We start from the raw sequence: 21216 nt of genomic DNA, 5'->3' as shown, positions 1-21216 counted from the left end.
CGCTAATCCTGCGCGTCAATTAAAGGGTGTGTGAATGACCGTTCTCAAGTCGGCGCTGGATGTTTCGGGCGCAAAATTTGCCGCCAACCGCACCGCCATGCACAAGCTGCTGGCCGAGCTGCAGGACAAGACGGCGACAGCCGCCCTCGGCGGTCCCGAAGACTCCCGCCGCCGCCATACCGAGCGCGGCAAGCTGCTCCCCCGCGAGCGCGTCGAACGCCTGATCGACCCCGGCAGCGCCTTCCTCGAGATCGGCGCACTGGCCGCCAATGGTATGTATGACGGCGAAGCCCCTGGCGCCGGCCTCATCACCGGCGTTGGCCGCGTCGAGGGCAGGGAATGCCTGATCGTCTGCAATGACGCGACCGTCAAAGGCGGCGCCTATTTCCCCGTCACCGTGAAGAAACACCTGCGCGCGCAGGAAGTGGCGATGGAAAACCATCTCCCGTGCATCTACCTCGTCGACAGCGGCGGCGCGAACCTGCCGCACCAGTCCGAAGTCTTCCCGGACCGCGAACATTTCGGCCGCATCTTCTTCAACCAGGCCCAGATGAGCGCGAAAGGCATCCCCCAGATCGCCTCCGTCATGGGCTCCTGCACCGCGGGCGGCGCCTATGTGCCCGCCATGTCCGATGAAACCGTCATCGTGCGCAAACAGGGCACCATATTCCTCGGCGGCCCGCCTCTGGTGAAAGCCGCCACAGGTGAGGAAATCAGCGCGGAAGACCTTGGCGGCGCCGATGTCCACGCCCGCCGCTCCGGCGTGGCCGACCACTACGCCGCCCACGATTCCCACGCCCTCGCCATTGTCCGCTCCATCGTCCGTACCCTGAATAAACCGAAGCCTCAGCCCTTCGAGCTGACCGAACCGCGCGAGCCCCTGTACGATCCTGCCGAAATGCACGGCCTCGTCCCGCAGGATGTGCGCGAGCCCTATGATGCACGCGAAGTCATCGCCCGCCTCGTCGACGGCTCCGAGTTCCACGAGTTCAAGAAGCTCTATGGCGAAACCCTCGTCTGCGGCTTTGCGCGCCTTTACGGCATGCCGGTGGCCATCCTCGCCAACAACGGCATCCTCTTCTCCGAAAGCGCACAGAAGGCGGCGCACTTCATCGAGCTGGCTGACCAGCGCCGCATCCCGCTCGTCTTCCTGCAGAACATCACCGGCTTCATGGTCGGCTCGAAATACGAAGCCGGCGGCATCGCCAAGGACGGCGCCAAGATGGTCACCGCCGTCGCCACCGCCTCCGTGCCGAAATTCACCGTCGTCACCGGCGGCAGCTATGGGGCAGGGAATTACGGCATGTGCGGCCGCGCTTACTCGCCCCGCTTCCTCTTCATGTGGCCGAACGCCCGCATCTCCGTCATGGGCGGCGAGCAGGCGGCCTCCGTCCTCGCCACCGTCAAGCGCGACGGCATCGAGCGCAAAGGCGGCAGCTGGAGCGCCGACGAAGAGAACAGCTTCAAACAGCCCATCCGCGACCTCTACGAAGCCGAAGGCAACCCCTACTACTCCACCGCCCGCCTCTGGGACGACGGCATCATCGACCCCGCCGACACCCGCCGCGTCCTCGGCCTCGCCCTGTCCGCCAGCCTCAACGCCCCCTTCGGCGACCGCGGCTTTGGCGTGTTCCGGATGTAGATGAGCCTCGGCTCCGCCAACCGCTTCGACCTGATCCGCCTGCTGCTCGCAGCGGGCGTGTTCGCGTACCACGCAGTGGCGCTCTCGGCCGTCGCGCCGGACAGCGCACTGGAAGTCGCGTTATCCCAGCTCGCGGAAGTCTCGATCCAGGGCTTCTTCATCGTCTCCGGCGCGCTTGTCGCCGGCTCCCTCGCGCGCGCCCGCAACCTCGCCGACTACGCCGGCAAACGCGCTCGCCGCCTTTATCCGGCTTATGCCGTGCTCATCCTCATCCCCGCCGCCATCAGCTTCGCCGCCGCACAGGACGGGCAGGGCGTGCTGCGCTACCTCGCCGCCAATCTCACCTTTGCCAATTTCATTGAGCCAAATCTCCCGGGCCTCTTCGCCGGCAATCGCTTCACCGAAGTCAACGGCGCGCTCTGGACGCTCAAGATCGAGGTGATGTTCTACATCGCCCTGCCGCTGATCCTCCTTGTGCTGAACAGCCTGCGCCGCTTCTGGTGGGCCGGCATCGCGCTCCTCTACATCGCCGGCGAAGCCTGGGCGCTCGGGCTGCCCTCGCTGCAAGACGCCCATCTCGGCAACGCGCTCGCCCGCCAGCTGCCGGGTCAGATCGCCTTCTTCGCGATGGGCATCACCGTCTGGAAGCTGGAACCCGCCTTGCGTCCGCGCTGGGCGGTGCTGGGTCTCGCCGGCGCCATCCTGCTCGCCGCTTCGCTCGCGCACCCGCTGCTCGCGCCGCTGCGCGCCCTGGCGCTCACCGGTCTCATCGCCGCCATCGCCTTCGCCCCGGGTCCGTCCCTGAACGCCGCCCGTTTCGGCGACATCTCCTACGGCCTCTACATCACGCATTTCCCGATCCTGCAGGCCATGCTCGCCGCCGGCCTGCTGCCCGCGCTCGGTGCGCCTGCCTTCTTCGCCCTTGCGACGCTCCTCGTCCTCGCCGCCAGCTACGCGCTCTGGCACCTCGTGGAGAAGCCCGCCTTGCGCCCGTCGAGCCACTACCGCAAGGTGGCCGGAAAGAACCCGCCGCACGAGGAAACACCCCATGAGCGACCCGAGTTTTGACCTCATCCAGTTCGACGCCACCCGCGCCGGCATCGCCATCGTCACGCTGAACCGGCCCGAGGTCCACAACGCCTTCAACGCCGAGCTGATCTCGGAACTCACCGACGTCTTCAAGATGATCGCCGACCAGCCCTCGATCCGCATGATGATCCTGCGCGGCGAAGGCAAGTCCTTCTCCGCCGGGGCCGATCTTGAATGGATGAAGCTCGCCGCGCTGAACTCACGCGAAGACAACGAGGCCGATGCCGGCCGCCTCGCCGAGATGCTGCAGACGCTCTACGAGATGCCGCAGATGACACTCGCCCTCGTGCAGGGCGCGGCCATGGGCGGCGGGGCAGGGCTCGTCGCCGCTTGCGACGTGGCCATCGCCATGAAGGAGGCGACGTTCCGCTTCTCCGAAGTCCGCCTCGGCCTCACGCCCGCTACCATCAGCCCATTCGTGATTGATGCCATCGGCCCGCGCTGGGCCCGCGCCCTGTTCGTCACCGCCGAGTCGTTCGACGCCGCCTATGCCGAAAAGATCGGCCTCGTCCAGTATGTTGCTCAGTCAGCGGATGAAATGGCCGAGCTTGAGGAACACCTCGCCAAGCTGGTGTTCGCCGCCGCCCCCGGCGCCATTGCCGATTCGAAGAAGCTCGTGCGCGATGTCGCAGGCCGCCCGATCGACAAGGAACTCGGCCACAAGACCGCAAAGCGCATCGCCGCGCGCCGGTCATCTGCGGAAGGAAAGGAAGGCGTGGCCGCCTTCCTGGAAAAACGCCGCCCGGACTGGAGTGCCTGACGCGCCCCTAGTCAGGCGAGGGCAGGGGAATGCCCCAGCTGCTCAGCGTCTTGTAGACGGCGTCCACCGGGTTGATGCCCGTCAGCCCCTCTATCGTGTCCCTGAATATGTACACGACCAGCCCCATCATGATCACGTAGACCACGAATTGCATCGCCGATTTCAGGATGAAGGCGCCGGCGCTGAAGGCAATCATGCCCACCGCGCCGAGGATCAGCGCGCCCTGCACCGGCGGCATGCTTTCCGCGATCGCGTAGTTGTAGCCGAAATAGGCGCCAAGTCCGCCGCCGACGATTCCGGCAAGGCCTGCCAGTTGAACACCCGAATTGTAAGCCATCGGACTCCCCCGTTGCATGGTCACCCCGTCATGCTTACGCCATCCGGCGGGCCGGACAAAGCCTCAAAATCACCCTTGCGCCGGCCCACCAGTTGCCGCCATTCAGCCGTGAATTGCGTGCAACCGGGGCTACCATGACAGACCTTCCGCCGCCGCCCCCGCCCAATCGCCTGCGCCAGTTCCTGCACGGGGCCCGCGAAGCCCTGCGCGCCCGCTGGGTGCGCGGCCCCGTCAGCCTCGGCATTTTCGAGTTCGTCAGCTTCGGCATCAAGCAGGCCTGGGCCTGCCTGTTCGGCGGCGCGATGCTCGGCCTGCTGCTGCTCACGCACTTCTTCTATCCGGAGGGCGCCGCCCTCTCGCGCTACGATTTCCTCGTCCTCGCCGCGCTCGCCCTGCAGGTCGCCCTCCTCGTCAGCGGCCTCGAAACGCTGGAGGAGGCGCGCGTCATCCTCGTCTTCCATATCGTCGGCACCATCATGGAGCTGTTCAAGACCGCCCATGGCAGCTGGATCTATCCCGAACACAGCTACCTGCGCATCGGCGCCGTGCCGCTCTTCTCCGGCTTCATGTACGCCGCCGTCGGCTCCTATCTCGCCCGCGTCTGGCGCATCTTCGAGTTCCGCTTCACGCATTTCCCGCCGCTCTGGGCGCAGGGCCTGCTGGCCGCCGCGATCTACGTGAACTTCTTCGCCCACCACTGGCTGCCGGATGTCCGTCTCGCCCTGTTCGCTGTCACGGCCGTCCTCTACCTGCGCACCGTCGTCCGCTTCCGGCCGGACCGCGTTCACCGCCCGATGCCGCTGCTCGTCGGCTTCTTCCTCGTCGCCATGTTCATCTGGTTCGCCGAAAACCTCGGCACCTTCGCCCGCGCCTGGGCCTATCCGGGCCAGGAGGACGTCTGGCAGATGGTGTCTTTCTCCAAGCTCGGATCATGGTATCTGCTGATGATCATAAGTTTCGTCCTGGTCGCCACGGTGCACCGGGCGCCGGGAGGCAAGACCAATGCAGATCACGAAAGTCCTCGTGGCGAACCGGGGCGAGATCGCCGTCCGCATCTTCCGGACCTGCCGCCGGCTGGGGATTGAAACCGTCGCCGTCTATTCCGATGCAGACCGCGCCGCGATGCACGTACGCGAAGCCGATGAAGCCGTGCACATCGGCGCAGCCCCCGCCGCCGAAAGCTACCTGCGCACCGACGCCATCCTCGCCGCTGCGCGCGAGACGGGCGCCAACGCGGTCCACCCCGGCTACGGCTTCCTGTCGGAGAACGCTGGGTTTGCGGAAGCCGTCATCGCCGCCGGTCTCGCCTGGATCGGTCCGCCGCCCGCCGCAATCCGCTCCATGGGCCCGAAAGATGAAGCCAAGCGCATCGCCGAAGAGGCGGGCGTGCCCGTGCTGCCCGGCTACCGCGGCGAGTCGCAGGACATCAGCACACTGACCAAAGCCGCCGAAAAGGTCGGCTACCCGCTACTCATCAAGGCCGTCGCCGGCGGCGGGGGCAGGGGCATCCGTCAGGTGTCGAAAGCGGCTGACCTCGAAGCCGAACTCACCAGCGCCGTGCGCGAGGCGGAGTCCTCCTTCGGCGATGGCCGCGTGATGCTCGAAAAGCTGGTCGAACGCCCGCGCCATATCGAAGTGCAGGTCTTCGGCGACCAGCACGGCAACGCCGTCCACCTGTTCGAGCGGGATTGCTCCCTCCAGCGCCGCCGCCAGAAGGTCATCGAGGAAGCCCCCGCGCCCGGCATGCCGGAAGCTGTCCGCAAGGCCATGACCGACGCGGCCGTGAAGCTCGCCAAGGCCGTCGGCTATCAGGGCGCTGGCACCGTCGAATTCATCGTGGACGGATCAAAGCCGCTGGCGCCGGACACGTTCTGGTTCCTCGAAATGAACACCCGCCTGCAGGTCGAACACCCGGTCACCGAAGCCATCACCGGCACCGACCTTGTCGAATGGCAGCTGATCGTCGCCTCCGGCGGCAAGCTCCCGCTGAAGCAGAAAGACATCAAGCTCACCGGCCACGCCTTCGAAGCCCGCATCTGCGCCGAAGACCCCGCGGACAATTTCCGCCCCGGCGCCGGCCTCATCCTCGAGTTCGGTCTGCTGGAGGAGCTTGACGGAGAAACCCTGCGCTGGGATACCGGCTTCGAATCCGGTGACCGCATTCCCTCGAACTACGATTCCATGATCGCCAAGTTGATCGTCCACGGAGAAACCCGCGAAGACGCGCTGGAGCGGCTCACCGACGCGCTTGCCCACACCCAGCTTGCCGGCGTCGCGTCAAACACGGGTTTCCTTCGCCGCTGCGCCCTGTCGGACGAGTTCGCCGCCGGCACCCACCATGTGAACTGGATCGGCGAGAACCTCGACCAGCTCGCCGCCGTGCCAGACGCACACCGTGCCGCTTCGCTCGCCGCCGTCGCCAGCATCCTGCTAGACGATGAGGGCGCCGCCAGCCCGTGGGACCTGCATGACGGCTTCCGCCTCAACGCGCTTCCCCGCCGCAGCGTCCTGCTCGCCGCCGACGGCGCCGCCACCTTCGTCGACGCGGATGCGCCGCTCGCGGAGGAAGCGCCGTTTCCTCTGGTCACGGATCTTTCGCCCCGGCGCTTCGCAGTCACCTCGGGCGGCGACACCTTCCTCGTCACCATCCCGGAATTCAGCGCCGATGCCGATGCCGCCCTCGGCGGCGACTCGGTCAAGGCGCCGATGCCGGGCAAGGTGCTGTCCGTGCTCGCGAGGCCCGGCGCGCAGGTCACGCGCGGCGACACACTCGCCGTCCTCGAAGCGATGAAGATGGAACACGCCCTGACCGCCCCGCGCGACGGCACCATCGAAGCCGTCCACGCCTCCGCCGGTCAGCAGGTCTCTGAAGGCGAGCTTCTCGTGGCGCTGGTGGAAGAGTGACCTTGCTCCCCTCTCCCTTGGGAGAGGGGTCGGGGGTGAGGGAGTGCCCCGCCCGCCGTCTCGCGCCACGTTCCGGGCGAAACGCCCCCTCATCCCCAACCCCTCTCCCAAGGGAGAAGGGGCTTGAATATCTAAGCCCAGCCCAGCTGCGCCTGCATCGTCGCTCCGCCATCCGCTTTCACGACGCTGAGGTCCAGCTTGCCCAGCGTGGTCCGTCCACAGACCATCGCCGCGTCCGCTGCAAAAAGCGGCCGCACACCCCGGAACGCAAACGACGCAGCGCGCCGCTCCGGCGCCCGCCGCCGCGCCGCTTCCATCATCAGGATCGCCTGCAACGGCCCGTGCACCACCAAGTCCGGATACTTCTCCACATCCCGCGCATAGTCACGGTCGTAGTGGATGCGGTGCGAATTGTAGGTCAGCGCCGAGAACCGGAACAGCAGCACAGGGTCGATCGCCGCTGGCTCCGACCAGTCCTGCGGCTCCGCGAGCAGGGGCTCCACCGGCACATAGGCCTCCGGCAGCGCCGTGTAGACGATGTCTTGTTCCTCGTTCATCAGCTCGGCCCCGCCGCGCGACCAGGCATGGCGCACCGTCACGAACACCATCGCGCCGCTGCGGCCCGTCTTTTCCGCCACCTTGGCAATGGTCGACACCTTGGTCAGCTCATCGCCGATCCGTACCGCGCCTGAAAACGTGCACCGGCTACCCGCCCACATGCGCCGCGGCAGCTCGACCGCCGGCAGGAACCCGCCGCGCGCCGGATGCCCGTCGGGCCCGGTCCCGGCCGCCGTCACGACAGGGAGGAAATACAGCCAGAGCCAAAGCGGCGGCAGCTCGCTGCGCAGCGCATACGCCTCCGGATCCTGCCCGAGCGCCGCCGCCAGCGACCGCGCCGGGCCAAGGCCTACCGCATCGATCTTCACTTCCGTGCGCCCGATCGCGCCCTGGTACGTCCCTGTGCTCATGGCCGCACCGATAGAGCAATTGCCTCAGGCCCGAAAGCCGAAACCGGTGTCGTCAGGCGAGATTGAGCCCCGCCATCCCGCCATCCTCGCGCCATTGCTTGATGATCGCGAAATAGGCATTCGGCCCGCCGCCATAGGGATTGTTCTGGGCCGTCCGGTCGCCCGGCTTGCCCTCGTTGTTGTAATAGCCCGGCGTGCATTCCTCGAGGAATTGCTGGCGCATGATCGACTTGTCGATGATCGTCTGCACCCAGGCGGCTTCGTCCTCCGCCTTCGCCTCGAACGTGGTTGCCTGCCGCGCCTTCACTTCGCGCAGCGTATAGCCGATATGCTCGGCCTGCTCGTCCAGTGCGTGCGGATAGTTCGCGGTGAAGCCCGCCTGTCCGGTGCCCATCAGGAACATGTTGGGAAATCCGTGCACGGTCATTCCGTGCAGAGAACGCATGCCGTCTGCCCAATAGTCGTTGAGGTGCAGGCCGCCGCGCCCCACGGCGTCATAGCCGGCGCGCCGCGCATAGTCGGTGCCCACTTCGAAGCCTGTCGCATAGACGAGGCAGTCGATCTTGTAGGCCTTGCCATCCACCACGATCGAATCCTCGGTGATCCGGTCGACGCCCTGGCCATTTGTGTCCACCAGCGTCACGTTTGGCCGGTTGAACGCGTCGAGGTACTGGTCATGGAAGCAGGGCCGCTTGCAGAACTGGCGATACCAGGGCTTCAGCAGCGCCGCCACGGCTGGATCCTTGATGATCTCGTCCACGCGCCCGCGCACCTGTTCCATCTTCTTGAAGTCGGCGAGTTCCGCCAGCTCCGCCAGCCGCTCCGGCGTCAGGCCCTGGCTGTCGCCCTTCGATGCGATGAACAGGATGTTGCGGATAATGTCCGTCCACCCATCATTCACCAGGTCTTCCGGCTCATAGCCGCCCGAAACCAGCGTATTGAAATTCTCCATCCGCCGGCGCTGCCAGCCGGGCTCGAGGCTCTTCGCCCAGTCCGGATCGGTCGGCCGGTCATTACGCACATCGATGGAGGAGGGCGTGCGCTGGAACACGTAGAGGTGCTTCGCGCCGGCCGCGAGATGCGGCACGCACTGCACGGCGGTCGCGCCGGTGCCGATGATGCCGATCACCTTGTCGCCGATCTTGTCCAGCCCGCCGGCCGGTCCGCCGCCCGTATAGTCATAGTCCCAGCGGCTGGTGTGGAAGCTGTGCCCCTTGAACGTCTCGACGCCGGGAATGCCCGGCAATTTCGGCCGGTTCAGCGGCCCGTTGCTCATCACCACGAACTGCGCCGTGAACTTGTCGCCCCGGTCGGTCTCGATCACCCAGACCTTCTTCTTCTCGTTCCAGGTCATGCCGGTCACGCCGGTGCCCATCAGCGCCTTGTCATACAGGTTGAACATCCGCGCGATGCGCGCCGAATGCTCGAGGATCTCCGGCGCCTTGGTATACTTCTCCTTCGGCATGTAGCCGGTCTCTTCCAGCAGCGGCAGGTAGATATAGCTCTCGATATCACACGCCGCGCCCGGATACCGGTTCCAGTACCAGGTGCCGCCAAAGTCGCCGCCGGTCTCGATCATGCGGATATCGTCAAAGCCCGCCTTGCGCAGGCGCGCCGCCGCCAGCATCCCGCCAAACCCGCCGCCGATCACCGCCACCTCGACATGATCCGTAACCGGAGCACGTTCCACCCGCTCCATGTACGGATCTTCCAGGTAATGCGCGAACTGCCCGGTCACGTTCACATACTGCTCGTTGCCGTCCTTGCGCACGCGCTTGTCGCGTTCCGCCAGGTAGCGGGCCTTCAGCGCCGCCGGGTCAAATCCAAGATCAATCGCACCGGTATCGGCCATGTTCGAGTTCCTCCGAAACAATGCAGGTCCCGCGTCTCAAGCCGCGCCGGTTGCCTGCGTCCAGTTGCGAATTTACCTGCTTCGACCGCCCGGCAACAGTCCTGACCCGGCGTCAGCCGCCTAGTCCGCCCAGCACGCGAACTACCTGGAAAATAAGGATTCCCGCGCCGATCCACAGCCATTTGCTGCTGCCCTTGGAGGTGTCCGGCCCGGCGCTCAATTCCGCCAGCGCCTCGCGCCGGTGGTCCGCCTTGCTTTTCAGCGGCGCCGCCATCGTGCGCCGCAGGCCCGCCATCCAGTCGTTCAGCTGGCGCACATAGGCGTTCGTCACCGGCTGACGCGTCCAGCCATAATACTGGTCCAGCGCATCGAACACCGGCAGGGTCAGCCAGTCCGGCACCCGCTGCTGCGGCGGGTCGAGAAACATGCCCGTCCGGTCACACAGGAACTGGCGCACCCGCCATTGCATCGTCTGGTATTCCTCGATGCCGCTCACCGCATCGTCGTCGATCACCGACAGCACGCGCGCCGGCGCCGGCCCGAAAGGCGAGCCCGTCAGTACATCCACCAGCGCGTCCATCGTCCGTGTGATGCGCGCATCATAGGCGGCCTCTTCCGCTGAGGGCTGATAGTCATAGCCGTCATCTTCGTCGTCATCGTCTTCGTCGTCGTCCTGCGCCAGCATTGCCTGCACGTCCACGACAGCCGGCGCCTGCGGCGCGGCGTCGATGGGCTGCGCGGCGGCCGCCTCGGTGTCCGCCTCATCTGCCTCGTCTTCGTCCTCGAAGTCATCGCCCCGCCAGCGCACCCGCTCGCGCGCCTGCTCGAACGCCTGCCGCAGTGCCACGAAGCCCGCGCGGTCATCTTCCGGCCGGGTCACTTTCAGCCGCTCCGCGTATGCCCGGCGCACATCGGCGTCGGTGGCCGTGCGCGGGTTCAGGCCGAGCAGCTCGAACGGATCAGAAGACATCGCCGCCTTCATAATGGCCGAGTATCTGCTCGATCTGCCGGCGCGCCTCGTTGATCTCGCGCGGATCCTGGCGCGCCATCGCGCCTTCGAACTCTGCAATCAGCCGGCCCACCGATTGTCGCCGGTCGCCCAGCGAATTCTCGAACGCCGCCCGCATGCGCGCGATCAGCGCCGCATTCTCCTGCTGGTCGCGCGGGTGGATCTTGATCGCGGCCAGCGCCTTCAGCCGCTTCTCGATCTCGGCGCGGGGCAGGCTGCCCGGATTGCCCTCGATCACCAGCCGCTCCGTCTTCTTCGTCGCCAGCGGTGTCGCTTCCACTTCCAGCACGCCGGAAGTATCATACGTGTAGCGCAGCTCCACCGACTTGTCGTCCTTAACCCCGCCGCGCAGCGCAACCGTCAGTGTGCCGATCAGGATATTGTCCTTCACGAACGGGCTCTCGCCCTGGAAGATGCGGAACAGGATCTCATGCTGGTTCGGGTGCAGCGGCGACACGACATCGGACTTCGACACCGGCACCACCGTATTGCGCTCGATCATCGGAGAGAAATGTCCGCCCTCGAACTTTCCCTCGCCCACCGGGATGCTCGTCTCGAAGCCCAGCGTGAACGGGCAAACATCCGTCATCACCACATCGTCCAGCGCCTTGTGCCGCGCCGCCAGCCCCGCCTGAACGGCGGCGCCCAGCGCTACGACATGGTCGGGGTCGATCGAATATTCGGGAAACCGCTTGAACAGCCGCGTCACCAGCGCCCGCACGCTGGCCATGCGGGTTGCTCCGCCTACGGTAATGATGCGGTGCAGGTCGTCCGCCCTCAGGCTCGCATCCGAGATCGCCCGCTGGATCGGCAGGCGCAGCCGCTTCAGGATCGGATCGGTGATCTCGTCAAACTTCTCGCGCGTGATGCTCAGCGCCCGCGCCTCGCCCTTCAGGGCAAAGCTCGCTGTCGCCTCCGGCGCCTCGGTCAGCTGCACCTTCATTCGCTCCGCCAGCCCGCGCAGCCGCGCGCCGTCCTCGCGGCTCACATCCTCTGGCTTGATGCCCAGCTGCCGGCCAAGCTCCAGCGCCAGCGCGTCGGTGAAATCCTCCCCGCCCAGGAAGGCATCGCCCGCCGAGGCGCGCACTTCCATCACGCCGGAAAACATCTCGAGGATCGACACGTCGAACGTGCCCCCGCCGAGATCCACCACCAGGAAGGTCGATTCGCCCTGCCGGTCCTGCAGGCCATAGGCGAGCGCCGCCGCGGTCGGCTCGTTGATCAGGCGGTTCACCTTCAGGCCCGCAAACTCCGCCGCCGTGATCGTCGCCTTGCGCTGGATGTCGTTGAAATAGGCCGGCACCGAAATCACCGCCTCGGTCACCGCATGGCCGAGATAAGCCTCCGCATCGGCCCGCAGCGCGCGCAGCACGAAGGAGGAAAGCTCCTCCGCCCGGAAAGCCTTCTTGCCCAGCATCAGCTCATGCTCGGTGCCCATGTAGCGCTTGAACCGCGCCGCCGTCAGCGCCGGGTGCGTCAGCAGCCGGTCCTTCGCCGCGCGCCCCACCAGCAAGGTGCCATCGTCGGCGTAGCCGACCGCCGAGGGGGTCAGCATCTCGCCCAGGCTGTTGGGTACCAGCATGGGCCCGTCATCGGTGAACACCGCGACCAGCGAGTTGGTCGTGCCAAGGTCTATGCCGATCAGGGTACGGGCAGGCTCGGTCATGGGCGGTTGAGGCTTTCTGCGCAGGTCATGGCCGCAGCCTTAGCCGCTCTGCCCGGCAGGTCAAACACCTCCGGGGCCCGGAATTCGGCGTCAGCGTCGCAGCAACAGCCGCTTGCCTTCGCCCGTCTTCAGTTCCAGCGCGCCATCCTCGGTATAGCTCCAGGCGAGGCCATCCGAAGGGCTCGCATTCAGGATGGCGAGGTAGGCGGCTTCCTGGTTCTGCAGGGCTTCGGCGAGACAGGCCCGCTCCGTCACGGCGATGTCGCTCAGCATCACCTTGGTGCTGGTTGACTTGAAGCTACCGCTGAACGTGTTGCAGTTGGTCGAGCCTGAGACACGCCCACCTTCGCCGAACGTCAGCGTCAGGCGCGTATTGTCGATCACGCCGCCGCGGTTGATGTCTTCGACCACCCATTCGCCATTCTCCAGCGACGTGCGATCCGGCATCGGGCGCGGCGGCGGTGCGCGCGGCACCACGGGCGCGGCGGTGAAGCTCACGCCATTGGCGCCGGTGATCACCAGCTTCTCCGGGAAGCCGTCCGCCTTCGGCGCTTCCACGCTGACCGCCGACTCGCCGCGAAGGATCGAGGTGAACACCGCTTCCTGCTGCATCAGGCCGCCATCCAGGCACGCCATCTTGGTCATGCCGAGCCCGTCGATGACGAGTTTTGCGCCGCTCTGCGTGTAGCTGCCGAAGAGGCGGTTGCAGCCGGTCGTGCCGCTCACCTTGCCGTCCGCGCTGAAGGCGATGGCCGGTTCCTTGCCGGCAAACAGGCCGGCGGAGCCCATCTTGAAGACCGACCATTCCGTGCCGGCCAGCGCCATCGTCTTCGGCGCCGGCGCTGCGACGATTTCGGTGCCATTCGCGCCGGTCAGCAACAGCTTGCCGTCACCAGCGATCACGTATGTCGCGGCGCCGCGCAGCACGCTGCCGATGGCCGATTCCCTCGCATTGCCGTCATTGTCGGCGCACGCCATCATGGTCGAGACGACGCCGGTGAAGTCGAGCGACACACCGGACTTGGTATAGCCGCCGGAGAAGCGGTTGCAGCCGCCGAAGCCGCTGACGCGGCCATCCGCGCCGAAGTTCAGGGTCGGCGGATTCGGGCCGGTCACCGGCTTGCCGCCAACGCTTTCGACGATCCAGCCGCCGGCCAGCGGCGAGGCAGGCTCCGCAGCCGGCGGCGGCACGACCTTCACCATCACGAGTTCGCCCATGTCCGCCGTGCCATCGGCGCCCACCGTCACACGGTTGGCCGTATCGGTCGTCCAGAGCAGGTCGCCCTCCGGGCCGCGGATCACGGCGCGCACTGTATAGGTCATCCGGGCATCCAGCGGCGCTTCCGGTGTCAGGACGAAGGCGACCGGCACGCCGGCCTCGTCCAGCGAACCTTTCCACTCGGCCAGCGTCACGGCGGCGGCATCGGCGCGGGACGTATCCTGTAGTGACACCGTCAGTTCGGAGCCCGGTGGCGCCATCATCCGTTCGCGGTAGGTGGCGGTTCCGGTCACGCGCGGGTTCACGGCTTTCTCCATCTGCACGAGCGCGGCGCCCTCGGGTTTATGGCCGGGCACCAGGCAGCAGGCCGACAGGCCCATCGCGGCGGCGAGCGGCACGAACATCATCCGGGCGGAGCGGGATTTCGGGCGAGGGGTCATGCGGCGAATCCTTCTTGTTTCTCAGGGCCGGAGCCAGCCTTCAGCGGCTTTCGGGCTTGGGTTCGTTTCCCACATCCCCGCGACAGGAATGTGGCAAAGTCCGGTACCTTCGTGTGTCTCGTGATTGACAGACCGTGGCGGTCCGATACCTCTGGTTGAGAGTGAGTATTCGGGCGTGAGTGTCGGGCAATGGAAACCAAATCGGATTTTGACCACAAGCGCGGCCGGTGGTTCACCGCGCTGCCGCAGGCGATGCAGGACGACATCCTGCGCAGCTCGGTCCGCATAAAGCTGAGGCGTGGCAAACACCTGTTCCGGCAGGGCGACGAACCCGCCGGCCTGTTCGGCATTGTCTCCGGCGAGGCGCAGGTGATCGGCACCACGCTCGCCGGTCTCGACATCCTCGTCGCGGTCTACCGTCCGGGCGAGTGGACCGGTTTCCTCGCGTGCATCGATGGCGGCGGCTACACGCTCAGCGTTGTCGCCAGCCAGCCGTGCGAAGTGCTGCATCTGCCGTTGCCGGCGGTGCGCCGGATCTTCTTCAACGATGTCGACAGCCTGACGATGATGGTCGCGCCGGAACTGGCGACCCTGCGCTCGCTGTATTTCCATATCACCGAGCAACTCGCCTTCACGCCGCTGCAACGCCTGGCCCGGCGGCTGGTGGATCTTGCCTCCAGTGCGCAGGCTCAGGCGGTGACGTCGCGAACCATCTCGCCGATCACGCAGGACCAGCTGGCGCTGTCGGTCATGGCCTCGCGCCAGTGGACCAACCGCCTGCTGCAACACCTCGAGAAAACCGGCCTGATCACGCGCGGCCGCAGCCGGATCGACGTGCTCGACCTGCCGCGCCTCAACCAGCTCGCCCTGCACGGCGAAAGCGGTTTCACGATGGCCGATCCGATGCGCGCCGACCTGTCCGCCGCGACCTGACCGGTCAGCCCGGCCGGGCGGTGCGGATACCGAACGAAGCGAGCATCCGGCCGAGGGCAATGATGATCGCTGCGCCCGCAATGAAGGCGCCGGTCAGGCCGGCGACATTCATCAGTATGCGCGCATATCCGTGAGCGCTGACATCAATGAAGAAGTACGGGTAAAACCCGTCCAGCGCCCCGCGCACCAGCGCGTAGACGGTGTAGGCGAGGGGATAGACCAGCATGCCCGGAATGGCCGTGAAGGCGAGGCCCTTCTTGTGGTCGAAAACCAGCCACCCGGCCGCGACCAAGGCCGGCGTTGCGGTGTGCAGCAACTGATCGGCGATCAGCTGGTCACCCTGCGGATCCCAGAGGTTCGCCAGCAGCAGGTGATAGATCACCGCGACCGTACCGATATACAGCAGCACCGCCGCGCGGGCCGGAGCCGTGTCGACGAACCGTCCGAAAGCCGAACCGGGCGCCAGCGCCGAAACGCTGGCGGTGACCGCGACGACGAGGTTCGTCAGGATGGTGAAGAAGGCGAGGAACCGCCAGACCGCGAGGACCGGGCTATCGAAGCTGTCGCTTTGCAGCAGGATCCGCAACTGCAGGCCAAGTCCCGCAAAGGCGACGAGGGCCGTCAGTGTACGGAAGGCGCGCTCCACGCTCTACTCCCGCACCACGCAGGCTTTCGGCATTGCCCGGCCGCGCCCGAAGCGAAGGCCTGCTTCGCCCTGTTCAACCACGAACCGCCCGTTCGAGAACTGCGTGGCGGCGCCGGGCTGCGGCTCCAGCTTGTCGAGCTTGACGGCCTGCCCATCCGCAAACGTGACATAGGCCGCCCCCGCTTCCAGCGCGATCTGCACCGGCTCACCGGCGCAGACATAGTCCGTGCCGCCCGGTGTGATCATCGCGGCCGGCCCGCCGCGCGCGACGTCTTCCGGGTTGAACAGGGCGACCTCGATGCCGCTGACGTCTCCGGTATCGGCGATGTCGATGTCGCCGTCGGAGGCGAGCAGGATGGCGTAGCCGTCCTGCACCCGGGCGCGCAGGACGAGGTTGCCGTCCGGGATCAGGTCGAACTCTGAAATGGTGCCGGCGAACGAGGCGGGCGAGCCGCCGGTCACGGGAAATTCCTCTTTCAGTACAAGGTCGTTGAAGTCGATGGTGCGGGTGACGTCGCGCACTTCGACAATCAGCCGAGCGGTTTCCGGCAGGTCCAGCCCCGACCAGCTGGCGGTGCCCGATATCGAGGCGCCGACCGGCGGGGAGAGGACCGCCTCATCCGCTTCCGGCCCGGCGGAGGGGTCCGGTCCGGAAGCGGGCGCCGGGGTTTCCGGCGCGGGGGAGCAGGCTGCCAGCACGAGTGCGCCCGCAGCTGCCAGGAAGCGGAGTGGCCGCATCAATGTGCGTCCGTGATCTCGGTGATCTCGGCCAGCGTTTTGCCGCCGCAGCTGACGAGCACGCCGCGATAGCCGGTCGCCAGCGCGGGGGCGGTGTAGTGGACTTCCTCGGTGGAAATCACCTGCATCGCCATCCCGTCCGGCGCCTTGGGCACCAGTTTCAGCCGCAGCGTCGGCATGGCCGAGCGGTCCATCGGACCTTCCTGCCACTCGAACGTATAGCCGCTCGTGCGCACATCGACCTTGCCGGTGACATGCACCGCCGGCGTCGCACCCGGGCCCGGCATCTTGTTGATCCAGGCGGACCAGTCGCGGCTGTCGAGCACGTCGCAGGCCTCGGGCTGTTCTTCCACGATCACCGTCTCCTCGACCGTCACGATCACCGGCTCTGCCGACTCCGGCGGCGGCGCGAGATCGGCCGACGTATCCTTGTGCCAGGGCATGTAGCTGCACCCGACGAGGGCGAGCGCGGACACGCCGGCCGCGATGGTAACACGAGAATTCAACATGGCATTCCCCTTCTCCTGATGACCAGAGAACATGTTCTGGCAAAGGGGTCTGTCAAGTTAATGACAGTTGAGGCGCGCTGCGTTCGTTTTGCCGAATGCATCGGGGCGGCCCAGTCGCCACCGCGATTTTTGCGATCTTTATCCGGCAGGGCCTGCAGCGGGGTTAGACTGCACGCCATGACACACCTGAACCAGAAATCCGAACCCGTTCCGAAGCGCCTTCGCCCCGACAGCGAGCGCGCCCTTCGCCAGCTCAGGCTCGCCTGGCTGCTTGGCTGGCGCGTGCCCGACATTGCCGCCTGGCTGGGCGTGGCGGAGACGACCGCGCGGCGGCGCTTGCGCGTCAACGGCCTGCGCGGCCCGGCGCTGGACGGCGAGCAGGACCGCCTGATCGCCGACGAGGTGCGCGACCGCACCGCCGACGCGCTGATGGCAAGCGACGACCCGCTGGCGAAGGAACTCGTGGCGATCCTCTCGAAACTGCACACCGCGCGCCCCAAGGCGGCCGCACCGGAAACCCTGAAGGAACAAGATGGAGCGTATACGGATGACTGGCGCGCCCGCACCCTTGATGAGCTCCAACGACTGGTCTCACTGGATGAAACACCAGAGACTAAAGCTGCAGTCCTACCGGCACCGGCATCGGCTGCGCGACTTGCCAGAGGAACTGCAGACCCTGGTCGCGGTGCATCCTTTCCTTCTGGACGCCCGCGATACGCAAGTGGCGCCTGCGGACCTTCGGCGGACGTGGTTGCTTTCGGGTGGACGCGGCGCGGGCAAGACGCGGGCGGGGGCGGAATGGGTGCGATGGGCAGTGTTGCAGGCGGGCTACCGGCGGGTGGCGCTGGTGGCGCCGAGCTTCAACGATGTGCGCGAGGTGATGATCGAGGGACCGAGCGGCCTGATCTGGACCTCGGGCAAGTGGGACCGGCCCGTGTGGCAGCCTTCACGCCACCGGCTTGAATGGCCGAACGGCGCGCTCGCCTATGGCTTTTCGGCGGAAGATCCGGACAGCCTGCGCGGCCCGCAGTTCGACCTAGCCTGGTGCGACGAGGCGGGCGCCTGGACGCGCGGCGAGGCGGTGTGGGACAACCTGCAGATGGCGCTGCGCCTCGGGCCGCATCCGCTGGCGATGGTGACGACCACGCCGCGCGCGACGGCCCTGATCCGCCGGCTGAAGGCCGACCCGATGGTGGTGGAGACACGCACGCCGATGGCGGACAATGCGGACAATCTGGCGCCCGGCTTCGTGGACCAGATGACGGCGGCCTATGGTGGCACGGCGCTCGGCCGGCAGGAACTCTGCGGCGAGATGATCGACGATCCGCCGGGCGCGCTGTTTGTCCGTGCACAGATCGATGCGCTGCGGGTGGACGCAGCGCCGGTGCAGTTCGACGATTGCATCGTGGCGGTGGACCCGTGCGTCTCGGCCGGGCCGAAGGCGAATGCCTGCGGCATCATCCTCGCCGGCGTGAAGGACGGGGTCGGTTATGTGCTGGGCGACAGCTCGGCGCCGGGCCTGCAGCCGCTTGACTGGGCGGCGCGCGCGGTCAGCCTCGCGGAAACCGGCGGGGCCTCGATGATCCTCGCGGAGGCGAACCAGGGCGGCGACATGGTGCGCGAGGTGATTGCGATGACGGGCACGCAGATGCCGGTGCGGCTCGTTTCGGCGCGGCTCGGCAAGCGCGGCCGGGCGCAGCCGGTCGCGGCGCTCTACCAGCAGGGCCGCGTGCGCCACTACGGCACCTTCCACACGCTGGAAGACCAGATGTGCCGGTTCGGCACGCCGGAGGAGGGCGCCTCGCCCGACCGCGTCGACGCCCTCGTCTGGGCGCTGTGGGCGCTGATGGTGGAAGGCCGCGGGCCGCGCGTGAGGGTGGTGGGGTGAGGGGAATTGACTCCTGCGCCAACCCGCGCCAATGGGTGCCATGTCGAAACATACCACACCCAAGGCTGTCGTGGATGCGCTGGAAGCGCTCTACAATGAGGCCGTTTCCGCCCTTTCCAATTCGCTGAACACCTTCCTGCATAACGGGACGCCGCCGGATGGCGAGGCGCGGGCCGGGGGGGCGTTCTGCTATCCGCAGATTCGCCTCGTCTACGACCCCGACGGGCCGCCGCCGCCGATCAGCCGGGCCTTCGGCAAGATGAGCGAGGCGGGCATCTATATCACCACGGTGACGCGGCCGGACTTCTTCCGCGCCTACCTGATCGAGCAGCTGACGCCGCTGATGCGCGACTATGATGTCGACGTGTTCGTCGAGCGCTCGGCCTCCGAGATTCCCTATGCCTATGTGTGGGACCCGTCGCAGGCGGCGGGCCTGGAAGAGATTGCGCCGGCAGAGCTGGTGCGCTGGTTTCCCTCGCCGCAGCTGACGCTGATCGGCGACGAGGTGGCGGACGGCGAGCCGTTCGATGCGGGCAGCGAGCGGCCGCTGGCGCTGTTCGACGCACAGCGGGTGGATTTCTCGCTGAAGCGGCTGCAGCACTATACCGGCACGCCGGTCGAGCATTTCCAGCACTATGTTCTGTTCACGAACTATCACCGCTATGTTGATGCGTTCTGCGACTGGGCGCTGACGCAGCTCGGCGGCAAAACGCGTTATACTTCGCTGTCGGTGCCGGGCGGGCTGGAGATTTCCGTGCCGACCGAGGGCAGCCGGGCCTCGATCGAGGCTTCGCCCTGGCGGCGCTTCCAAATGCCGGCCTATCACCTCCGGGCGAAGGACGGCGCGGGCATCACGCTGGTGAACATCGGCGTTGGCCCGTCGAACGCCAAGACGATCACGGACCACCTGGCCGTGCTGCGCCCGCAGGTCTGGCTGATGGTCGGCCATTGCGGGGGTCTTCGCCATTCGCAGACCATCGGCGACTATGTTCTGGCGCACGCCTACCTGCGCGAGGACCATGTGCTCGACCAGGTGCTGCCGCCGGAGATTCCGGTGCCGCCGATTGCGGAGGTTCAGGTGGCGCTGCAGGAGGCGGCCGCGAAGGTGACCGGCGAGAAGGGCGAGGCGCTGAAGAAGCGGCTGCGCACGGGCACGGTGGTGACCACGGACGACCGCAACTGGGAGCTGCGCTTCTCGGCGACGGCGCGCCGGTTCAACAAGAGCCGGGCGGTGGCGATCGACATGGAGAGCGCGACGATCGCGGCGAACGGGTTCCGCCTGCGGGTGCCCTATGGCACGCTGCTGTGCGTGTCCGACAAGCCGCTGCACGGCGAGATCAAGCTGCCGGGCGCGGCGAACCGGTTCTACGAACGCGCCATCGGCGAACACATCCGTATCGGGATCGAGACACTGGAGCGCCTCGCCGTCGACGGCGGCGCGGCGCTGCACAGCCGCAAGCTGCGCGCCTTCGACGAGCCGCCGTTCCGGTGAGCGGCGACGCGGTCAACTGGCCGGACCTCAAGGCGGCGGCGTTGGCGGTGCAGGCGCGGGCTTATGTGCCGTATTCGGAGTACCGGGTCGGGGCGGCGTTGCTGACGGCGGGCGGCGAGGTGGTTTGCGGGTGCAATGTCGAGAATGCGACCTATGGGGCGACGTGCTGCGCCGAGCGTACCGCGGTGTTTGCGGCGGTGGCGCAGGGGCATACCTCCTTCCGGGCGATTGCCGTGGCGACCAACGGCGAGGCGCCGGGCACGCCGTGCGGCATCTGCCGGCAGGTGCTCGCGGAGTTCGGCGATGATATCGAAGTATTGTGCTTCACGCCGCAGGGCGGCGAGGCGCGCTACCGGCTGAGCGAACTGCTGCCGCATGCATTCAGGCTGAAGTAGGCGGCTGCTTCCTGCGCGCGCCACGCGGCAGGAAGAGCATGAATTTTGCGAGCGGCCGCTTGAAGAGCAACAGGTAGGCGACATGCAGCCCGACGAGCGGGAGGAAGAGGTTGCCGGCCAGTTCGTGGATTTCCGACAAGGGGCCTTCTCCACGTTCTTCATGCCGGCCGCGCCCTTCATGCTCATCCTCGTCGTCGTCCTCGGCGTAGTTGAGTTCGAGGCTGCTCGGCGCGGCCATGCGTTCGGCGGCTGGGCGACCAAGGCCAAGCGTGCGCCCCTGGTCGATGGCAATACCGGTCCCGGTGACCGTCAGCAGGCTGAGCGCGATGCCCAGCATCAGTGTGCGGCTGATGGCCGGGTGAGTGGCAATACCTTTCAGCTTCAGGCCTTCGAAGTCCGGGTAGAAGCGCATCAGGCCGACCTGACGCTCACCGCCTAGCGCCCACAGGAGACGAAGCACGATGACCGCGGCGACGCCGTAGCCGAGCCAGGCATGCGCCGGAAAGACTTCACCGGTCAGGTAGGCCGAGATGGCAAGCAGGGCGAGCAGCGCATGGTAGAGGCGCACGCGGTTCATGATGTTCAGCATGGGGGCTCGATTGCGGGAGGGACGGTGAGGGGGGGGCGCGCGCATTGGAGCGTAGGGTCTCCGCGGCGGGCGTCGATACGTAGTTTTCCATGCGGGCGCTTGCCTTTGCGGCGCAATTGCACTTGCGCAAAATCAGCAAA

The 21216-nt window shown here is 66.9% G+C and carries 20 protein-coding genes; 9 read left to right on the top strand and 11 right to left on the bottom strand.

The genetic code is table 11. From position 1 onward, the window contains the following. The first annotated feature begins 34 nt into the window (after nucleotides 1-34). Genes IPK75_17250 through IPK75_17240 form a run of 3 tightly spaced genes read left to right on the top strand, consistent with a single transcriptional unit; the run spans nucleotide 35 to nucleotide 3491 of the window. On the top strand, nucleotides 35-1642 hold the full coding sequence (locus IPK75_17250) for a methylcrotonoyl-CoA carboxylase (protein MBK8200097.1): 1608 nt from the start codon (nucleotides 35-37) through the stop codon (nucleotides 1640-1642). Then, complete coding sequence (locus IPK75_17245; protein MBK8200096.1) at nucleotides 1643-2710, top strand: acyltransferase; 1068 nt, start codon at nucleotides 1643-1645, stop codon at nucleotides 2708-2710. It abuts the gene before it with no gap. Beyond that, a complete protein-coding gene (locus IPK75_17240) occupies nucleotides 2691-3491 on the top strand; it encodes an enoyl-CoA hydratase/isomerase family protein (GenBank protein ID MBK8200095.1) in 801 nt (266 codons plus the stop codon). Before IPK75_17245 ends, IPK75_17240 begins: the two co-directional genes overlap by 20 nt. Nucleotides 3492-3498: 7 nt before the next feature. Here IPK75_17240 and IPK75_17235 read toward each other — a convergent pair whose 3' ends face one another. After that, nucleotides 3499-3828 (bottom strand): hypothetical protein, encoded by a 330-nt coding sequence (locus IPK75_17235; GenBank protein ID MBK8200094.1) that lies wholly within the window; start codon nucleotides 3826-3828, stop codon nucleotides 3499-3501. 134 nt (nucleotides 3829-3962) lie between these two features. Here IPK75_17235 and IPK75_17230 point away from each other — a divergent pair, with 134 nt between their 5' ends. Together IPK75_17230 and IPK75_17225 are read left to right on the top strand one after the other, a co-directional pair. Next, on the top strand, nucleotides 3963-4913 hold the full coding sequence (locus IPK75_17230) for a DUF817 domain-containing protein (protein MBK8200093.1): 951 nt from the start codon (nucleotides 3963-3965) through the stop codon (nucleotides 4911-4913). Further along, nucleotides 4831-6732, top strand: a complete 1902-nt coding sequence (locus tag IPK75_17225) for an acetyl/propionyl/methylcrotonyl-CoA carboxylase subunit alpha (GenBank protein ID MBK8200092.1) — start codon at nucleotides 4831-4833, stop codon at nucleotides 6730-6732. The genes IPK75_17230 and IPK75_17225 overlap by 83 nt, the downstream gene beginning before the upstream one ends. A gap of 131 nt (nucleotides 6733-6863) precedes the next feature. Here the strand turns inward: IPK75_17225 and IPK75_17220 are convergent, their stop codons facing one another. The 5 genes from IPK75_17220 to IPK75_17200 all read right to left on the bottom strand — a co-directional run bounded on the left by IPK75_17220 (nucleotide 6864) and on the right by IPK75_17200 (nucleotide 13886). Then, on the bottom strand, nucleotides 6864-7700 hold the full coding sequence (locus IPK75_17220) for a MaoC family dehydratase N-terminal domain-containing protein (protein MBK8200091.1): 837 nt from the start codon (nucleotides 7698-7700) through the stop codon (nucleotides 6864-6866). Nucleotides 7701-7752: 52 nt separating this feature from the next. Further along, nucleotides 7753-9552, bottom strand: a complete 1800-nt coding sequence (locus IPK75_17215) for an NAD(P)/FAD-dependent oxidoreductase (GenBank protein MBK8200090.1) — start codon at nucleotides 9550-9552, stop codon at nucleotides 7753-7755. A 112-nt stretch (nucleotides 9553-9664) separates the two neighbouring features. Next, nucleotides 9665-10522: a hypothetical protein gene (locus IPK75_17210; GenBank protein MBK8200089.1), complete on the bottom strand. Its 858-nt coding sequence runs from the start codon at nucleotides 10520-10522 to the stop codon at nucleotides 9665-9667. Then, the gene (locus IPK75_17205; protein ID MBK8200088.1) at nucleotides 10512-12227 is read right to left on the bottom strand and encodes a molecular chaperone HscC; all 1716 of its coding nucleotides are present in this window, start codon (nucleotides 12225-12227) and stop codon (nucleotides 10512-10514) included. Before IPK75_17205 ends, IPK75_17210 begins: the two co-directional genes overlap by 11 nt. A gap of 90 nt (nucleotides 12228-12317) precedes the next feature. Beyond that, on the bottom strand, nucleotides 12318-13886 hold the full coding sequence (locus IPK75_17200; protein MBK8200087.1) for an META domain-containing protein: 1569 nt from the start codon (nucleotides 13884-13886) through the stop codon (nucleotides 12318-12320). A 189-nt stretch (nucleotides 13887-14075) separates the two neighbouring features. Here IPK75_17200 and IPK75_17195 point away from each other — a divergent pair, with 189 nt between their 5' ends. After that, nucleotides 14076-14819 (top strand): Crp/Fnr family transcriptional regulator, encoded by a 744-nt coding sequence (locus tag IPK75_17195; GenBank protein ID MBK8200086.1) that lies wholly within the window; start codon nucleotides 14076-14078, stop codon nucleotides 14817-14819. A 4-nt stretch (nucleotides 14820-14823) separates the two neighbouring features. Here IPK75_17195 and IPK75_17190 read toward each other — a convergent pair whose 3' ends face one another. The 4 genes from IPK75_17190 to IPK75_17175 form a co-directional block, all read right to left on the bottom strand. Next, entirely contained in the window at nucleotides 14824-15465 is a 642-nt protein-coding gene (locus tag IPK75_17190; protein ID MBK8200085.1) for a Pr6Pr family membrane protein, read from the bottom strand. Nucleotides 15466-15468: 3 nt separating this feature from the next. Then, a complete protein-coding gene (locus tag IPK75_17185; protein MBK8200084.1) occupies nucleotides 15469-16203 on the bottom strand; it encodes a YbaY family lipoprotein in 735 nt (244 codons plus the stop codon). Then, nucleotides 16203-16712 carry a hypothetical protein gene (locus IPK75_17180; protein ID MBK8200083.1) on the bottom strand — a complete coding sequence of 170 codons (510 nt, stop codon included), beginning with the start codon at nucleotides 16710-16712 and terminating at the stop codon, nucleotides 16203-16205. The genes IPK75_17185 and IPK75_17180 overlap by 1 nt, the downstream gene beginning before the upstream one ends. Nucleotides 16713-16850: 138 nt before the next feature. Further along, the gene (locus IPK75_17175; GenBank protein MBK8200082.1) at nucleotides 16851-17294 is read right to left on the bottom strand and encodes a hypothetical protein; all 444 of its coding nucleotides are present in this window, start codon (nucleotides 17292-17294) and stop codon (nucleotides 16851-16853) included. A gap of 16 nt (nucleotides 17295-17310) precedes the next feature. Here IPK75_17175 and IPK75_17170 point away from each other — a divergent pair, with 16 nt between their 5' ends. From IPK75_17170 to cdd, 3 genes are read left to right on the top strand one after another with little or no spacing between them, the layout of a single operon-like run. Next, nucleotides 17311-18600: a DNA-packaging protein gene (locus IPK75_17170; GenBank protein MBK8200081.1), complete on the top strand. Its 1290-nt coding sequence runs from the start codon at nucleotides 17311-17313 to the stop codon at nucleotides 18598-18600. Between the two features lie 31 nt (nucleotides 18601-18631). Then, nucleotides 18632-20092, top strand: a complete 1461-nt coding sequence (locus IPK75_17165; protein ID MBK8200080.1) for an AMP nucleosidase — start codon at nucleotides 18632-18634, stop codon at nucleotides 20090-20092. After that, nucleotides 20089-20487 carry a cytidine deaminase gene (cdd, locus tag IPK75_17160; protein ID MBK8200079.1) on the top strand — a complete coding sequence of 133 codons (399 nt, stop codon included), beginning with the start codon at nucleotides 20089-20091 and terminating at the stop codon, nucleotides 20485-20487. Before IPK75_17165 ends, cdd begins: the two co-directional genes overlap by 4 nt. Here cdd and IPK75_17155 read toward each other — a convergent pair. Further along, nucleotides 20474-21076 carry a cytochrome b/b6 domain-containing protein gene (locus IPK75_17155; GenBank protein ID MBK8200078.1) on the bottom strand — a complete coding sequence of 201 codons (603 nt, stop codon included), beginning with the start codon at nucleotides 21074-21076 and terminating at the stop codon, nucleotides 20474-20476. The genes cdd and IPK75_17155 overlap by 14 nt on opposite strands. Nucleotides 21077-21216: the final 140 nt, after the last annotated feature.

This window comes from Acidobacteriota bacterium, from assembly GCA_016712445.1.
Classification (GTDB): Bacteria; Pseudomonadota; Alphaproteobacteria; order Caulobacterales; family Hyphomonadaceae; genus Hyphomonas.
The sequence above is the reverse complement of the archived record's forward strand: the minus strand, read 5'-3'. Positions and strand labels throughout refer to the sequence as shown.

Excerpts from the sequence above, each read along its gene's own strand:
- IPK75_17225 (MBK8200092.1), top strand. The coding sequence starts at position 4,831 with ATGCAGATCACGAAAGTCCTCGTGGCGAACCGGGGCGAGATCGCCGTC.
- IPK75_17240 (MBK8200095.1), top strand. The coding sequence starts at position 2,691 with ATGAGCGACCCGAGTTTTGACCTCATCCAGTTCGACGCCACCCGCGCC.
- IPK75_17180 (MBK8200083.1), bottom strand. The coding sequence starts at position 16,712 with ATGTTGAATTCTCGTGTTACCATCGCGGCCGGCGTGTCCGCGCTCGCC.
- IPK75_17200 (MBK8200087.1), bottom strand. The coding sequence starts at position 13,886 with ATGACCCCTCGCCCGAAATCCCGCTCCGCCCGGATGATGTTCGTGCCG.
- IPK75_17205 (MBK8200088.1), bottom strand. The coding sequence starts at position 12,227 with ATGACCGAGCCTGCCCGTACCCTGATCGGCATAGACCTTGGCACGACC.
- IPK75_17250 (MBK8200097.1), top strand. The coding sequence starts at position 35 with ATGACCGTTCTCAAGTCGGCGCTGGATGTTTCGGGCGCAAAATTTGCC.
- IPK75_17230 (MBK8200093.1), top strand. The coding sequence starts at position 3,963 with ATGACAGACCTTCCGCCGCCGCCCCCGCCCAATCGCCTGCGCCAGTTC.
- IPK75_17185 (MBK8200084.1), bottom strand. The coding sequence starts at position 16,203 with ATGCGGCCACTCCGCTTCCTGGCAGCTGCGGGCGCACTCGTGCTGGCA.
- IPK75_17220 (MBK8200091.1), bottom strand. The coding sequence starts at position 7,700 with ATGAGCACAGGGACGTACCAGGGCGCGATCGGGCGCACGGAAGTGAAG.
- IPK75_17245 (MBK8200096.1), top strand. The coding sequence starts at position 1,643 with ATGAGCCTCGGCTCCGCCAACCGCTTCGACCTGATCCGCCTGCTGCTC.
- IPK75_17215 (MBK8200090.1), bottom strand. The coding sequence starts at position 9,552 with ATGGCCGATACCGGTGCGATTGATCTTGGATTTGACCCGGCGGCGCTG.
- IPK75_17195 (MBK8200086.1), top strand. The coding sequence starts at position 14,076 with ATGGAAACCAAATCGGATTTTGACCACAAGCGCGGCCGGTGGTTCACC.
- IPK75_17170 (MBK8200081.1), top strand. The coding sequence starts at position 17,311 with ATGAAACACCAGAGACTAAAGCTGCAGTCCTACCGGCACCGGCATCGG.
- IPK75_17155 (MBK8200078.1), bottom strand. The coding sequence starts at position 21,076 with ATGCTGAACATCATGAACCGCGTGCGCCTCTACCATGCGCTGCTCGCC.
- IPK75_17165 (MBK8200080.1), top strand. The coding sequence starts at position 18,632 with ATGGGTGCCATGTCGAAACATACCACACCCAAGGCTGTCGTGGATGCG.
- IPK75_17235 (MBK8200094.1), bottom strand. The coding sequence starts at position 3,828 with ATGGCTTACAATTCGGGTGTTCAACTGGCAGGCCTTGCCGGAATCGTC.
- IPK75_17210 (MBK8200089.1), bottom strand. The coding sequence starts at position 10,522 with ATGTCTTCTGATCCGTTCGAGCTGCTCGGCCTGAACCCGCGCACGGCC.